This window comes from bacterium, assembly GCA_037131655.1.
Taxonomy (GTDB): domain Bacteria; phylum Armatimonadota; class Fimbriimonadia; order Fimbriimonadales; family JBAXQP01; genus JBAXQP01.
In genome coordinates this window covers 1-3,833 of the sequence record JBAXQP010000262.1, presented here as the reverse complement: position 1 = coordinate 3,833, position 3,833 = coordinate 1, and the positions used below count along the sequence as shown (strand labels likewise).

4 protein-coding genes are annotated in these 3,833 nt (G+C 49.5%); all 4 read right to left on the bottom strand.

All coding sequences use genetic code 11. The features are described from left to right. The coding region (locus WCO51_10825; GenBank protein ID MEI6513748.1) for an isochorismatase family protein at positions 1–711 on the bottom strand (711 nt) is incomplete at its 3' end. Positions 712–717: 6 nt separating this feature from the next. Further along, positions 718–1,716 carry a Gfo/Idh/MocA family oxidoreductase gene (locus WCO51_10820; protein MEI6513747.1) on the bottom strand — a complete coding sequence of 333 codons (999 nt, stop codon included), beginning with the start codon at positions 1,714–1,716 and terminating at the stop codon, positions 718–720. A gap of 11 nt (positions 1,717–1,727) precedes the next feature. Further along, complete coding sequence (locus WCO51_10815) at positions 1,728–2,516, bottom strand: TIM barrel protein (protein ID MEI6513746.1); 789 nt, start codon at positions 2,514–2,516, stop codon at positions 1,728–1,730. Between the two features lie 235 nt (positions 2,517–2,751). Continuing rightward, positions 2,752–3,600 (bottom strand): FHA domain-containing protein, encoded by an 849-nt coding sequence (locus WCO51_10810; GenBank protein MEI6513745.1) that lies wholly within the window; start codon positions 3,598–3,600, stop codon positions 2,752–2,754. Positions 3,601–3,833: the final 233 nt, after the last annotated feature.

Below are 3,833 nucleotides of genomic sequence, written 5' to 3'. Positions count from 1 at the left end.
CCAGAATCTTTCGATGAACTCAACCGTCAACCTTGTCCCCTCATCGTGCGGCACATAAGGCGGCAGCGCGGGGTTGTAGTTGGCGTCGGTCAAATCGCCCACGAAGATGACATCCATCCCCCAGCGCACCATCTGGCAGATGGTATAGCTTCGGCCCAGAATGCACATATTCGTGTGAATACCCATAATAACCACGGTCTTGATCCCGTGGTTATTCATGTAAGAATAGCATTCCTCGCCGTCTTCTGAAATGCCGTCCTTCTCATCATCAATATGAATCGACTCATGCTGACGATGCCATGCGAAGTGAAACACTTGATCGTTTGTATCCGAACCGCCGTCCGATGAATCGCAAGGCTGCGGGGGATTGGCATGGGGGATTTCTTTCGGCAGTTCAACACGAGGGGTATCAATCATCCGCTGTCGTGCCGGAAACTCCTTATAGAAATCCATGTTATCAGACGGGGCGTGAATGATCATGATGCCCTTATCCCGTGCGGCATCGACGACCTTGGCAATTTGGGGAGCGAGGACGGCAACTCGCTCCGTTGCCGCCCTACTCCAGTGCTTGTCCCATACATCGCAAAGGATTAACGCCATCTCACTCGTTTCATACGTCTTAGGCGTTTCCATCACGTGCCAATAGTTGTAGCCTCGTTCGTCCACTCTAAGCTCTTGCGAGCGAGGATTTAGCGTAATCTCTTTGTTCATGGGGTACTACTCGCCGTTCAACAGTGCGTTCGCCAGGATAATCTCAGCGACTTCCGTAGTCTTGACCGCATCCGAGAAGTTGGACCCGGGCATCGGGCCGCCCTTGATTGCATCGATGAACTCACGGTTCTTGGCGCAGAACCCGCCGAACACGAAGTTATCGTTGCTGCCGGCAACTTCCTTGGTATCGAAGCACTCGCCTTCGTAGTTGCCGTGATCGTACAGGAAGGCTTTGCCCTCATGCTCAACCCAGGCATAGCATCCGCTTGCGTGCATTTCACAGCTGAAGATGCGGCGCCCGCTGGCCCAGTTGTTCATCAACACGCCGGTTGCGCCATTGTCGAAGGTCAAAAGCGCCGTAATGTAGTTGATATCAGGAACGCCGATGCGCTTACAAATGCTCTGGACTTCGACAACCTCGCCGCCGCAAAGCCAGCGGAGTGTATCGATTGCATGCACGCTGTCATCGAACATATGATCGCGAGCGTCAAGGTAGGGGTTGATGTCGCACTTGTAGAAGGTGCAGACCGCATGATTGATTTCGCCGCCGCGCTTTGTGACTTCATCCTTCATCTTCTTAACGATGGGGGCGATGCGTCGCTGATAGCTGCACTGAGTAATCGAACCACTTTTCTCTGCCAAAAGAGCCAACGCGCGAGCCTGGTGAATGCTCAGCCCGAACGGCTTCTCGATGTAGAGGTTATAACCGTTGGCAACGCAGTAATTCCAGATAGGGTACATGATGTTCGGCTGACCGATGACATACACGCCGTCCGGCTTTTCAGTTGCGAGCATTTCCTTGTAATACTCGTCGTTTCCGACATAAGTCTTCTTGATGCCGTACTTGTCAGCAGTCGTCTTCGCGCGGTCTTCGCGCAATTCAGAGATAGCGACGATTTCGACATCGTCAAAAGAGGCAAGCGAGGGATAATGAACGCCATTCGCCATTCCACCCGCGCCGATCATAGCAATTCGAACTTTTCCACCGTCAGTTTTCTTAGCCAATTTAATGCTCCTTAAACAAATAATGATTTTGCGAACTTAATATCTTTAGCGATCAAGCGGTCAACCGACTCTTCGTCGGAATATTCCGCCGTGAGACAGATGGCGCCCTTGTAGTTGCGCTTTTTCAACTCATCAGCAACTCTCGGCCACTTGGACAAGCCATGTCGGCCGGTTGTGAAGTAGGGAGACCACTCCGCGCACTTGGCTTCCGGCCCGTTGATACGGAGCCAGAAAGCGCTCTTGAAGTTGACGAGACACAGATGCGACCAGACGATATCAAGCGCCATTTCCGGTTCTTCACCATGCAGCCCATTATGAGCGCAATCCCAAACCGCGCCGACAGCTTTCGGATCGTATTTTTCGATGAGATGTAGAATACCCATCGCATTCGCCACGCAAGTACCATAGTGGTTCTGAATGCCAAGTGTCACGCCGTATTTTGATAAAAGCGGGACCAACGCATCGAATTCTCTCTGCCGTCGTGCTTCCCACTCCATGTATGGCTCGGGTCCAACACTCTCGCAAACACGGATGACAGGAACATTAGCTTCGGCGCAAGCGGCGATAGTCGGCTCATCGGTCGGCCCGGCGATACTGTCGATTGTCACACCGAAATCGCCCAATATCTTAACGGCCTTAGGCAGGTCTTTGCCGACATTTTCCGGAAGGACCGGATACCCCGGTCGAACGGGAAGCTCAATCCCATCAAAGCCTAATCCGGCAATAAACTTGCCCAGTTCCGGCAAGTCCATACGCCAAGGCTTGGTAAAAACAGTAAATCTGACATTAGCGTCAGCCATAATCACACCCTCCAATTGGTTGTCTTATCCGGGAATCTTGATTACCCCAAACCGCCCACCCCGTGCGCGATCAGAAGCATATCCCAGCATTGTACCTAGATTGACAAGGCAAGGGGATAGAAGCAAGAGACAAGAAGCAAGAAACACGATTCGGAAAAAACTAAACACCTCATCAGAGGTGTCATTCATAGCCGAAGGCGTGGAAACTGTCTGCTTTAAAAACCTTCGAAAAAAGTTAGAACCCTAGTTGACGCTTTTTTGCCTCAAATTCCTGCTGAGTAATTATGCCCTTGTCGCGTAAGTCAGCAACCTTACCAAGTTCCTCTGCAGGAGAAAATGAACCAGCGTGCAGCTTTGCGGCGTTTTGATGAATTTCACCAATCTTCTGCTCAGCCAATTGATTTAACCGTATAAACCCATCCTGCTGTTTGTTGATAAACGTTACTGTATTCTCATCATGTACGGCATCAAATATTCCCCGCTTTGACTCTTGTCCTCCTGGGATTGAAAATTGGATAAACCCGTTTAAAAAGATTCCGCATCTCTTTAATTGTATCGCAGTTATACTTCGCAGCATTATCTGCTTGTCACCTTTAAACCCACGCACAATATGTGAAAATAATGATTTCCCGCGTTTAATAATTATCCGATCAGCGTATAGCTCGACAGTTCCAGAAAACCCTTCAGCAGTTATTAGAGGGACCGCTTGTTGAGCAGATGGATTTGCAGAAAATTGAGAATTAGGAGGAGAAGGAGGAACCGCAACAGCAGGGGAAGCTGAGCGATAAACAGGCATTTCCACTACAACGAAGGTTTGACTGCCAATTTGGATTGTATCTCCTTTGTTGAGCTTAACTAAGAAAGAAACTGGCCTTGAATTTACAAAGGTTCCGCTAGCACTTCCGAGATCGGAAATGGCAATACGCGATCCCTGCAAAACTACTCGGGCATGTCTAAGAGAAACTTGCGGATCATTTAGGACAACCGCATTAGAAGGATGACTTCCTATGGTTATGGGAATCTGTCCCACATCTATTCTTTGGCCAGCAAGAAGCCCCACTGTCCCTTTTAACTGTAATGGCATACATTCACCTTCCCAAATAATCTTCGCTCATCAAAAATTCTATATCGCTAAAACAACTGGATTCCCATTCTACTTGTTCGGCGCGGACGACGTACTTTCCTCCTTTGCTGGTCTGACTTTCCACACTTTATGCATTCCAAAGTTAATATCACAACCTCCCCTAAGCCGGAACACTAATTCTTTCGGCTTCAGTAGTTGGCTCGGGAACTGGGATCCCTTCGAGGTGTAATCCC

Bases quoted from the DNA above. Each gene is read 5' to 3' on its own strand.
- WCO51_10815 (MEI6513746.1), bottom strand. From the start codon at position 2,516: ATGGCTGACGCTAATGTCAGATTTACTGTTTTTACCAAGCCTTGGCGT.
- WCO51_10810 (MEI6513745.1), bottom strand. From the start codon at position 3,600: ATGCCATTACAGTTAAAAGGGACAGTGGGGCTTCTTGCTGGCCAAAGA.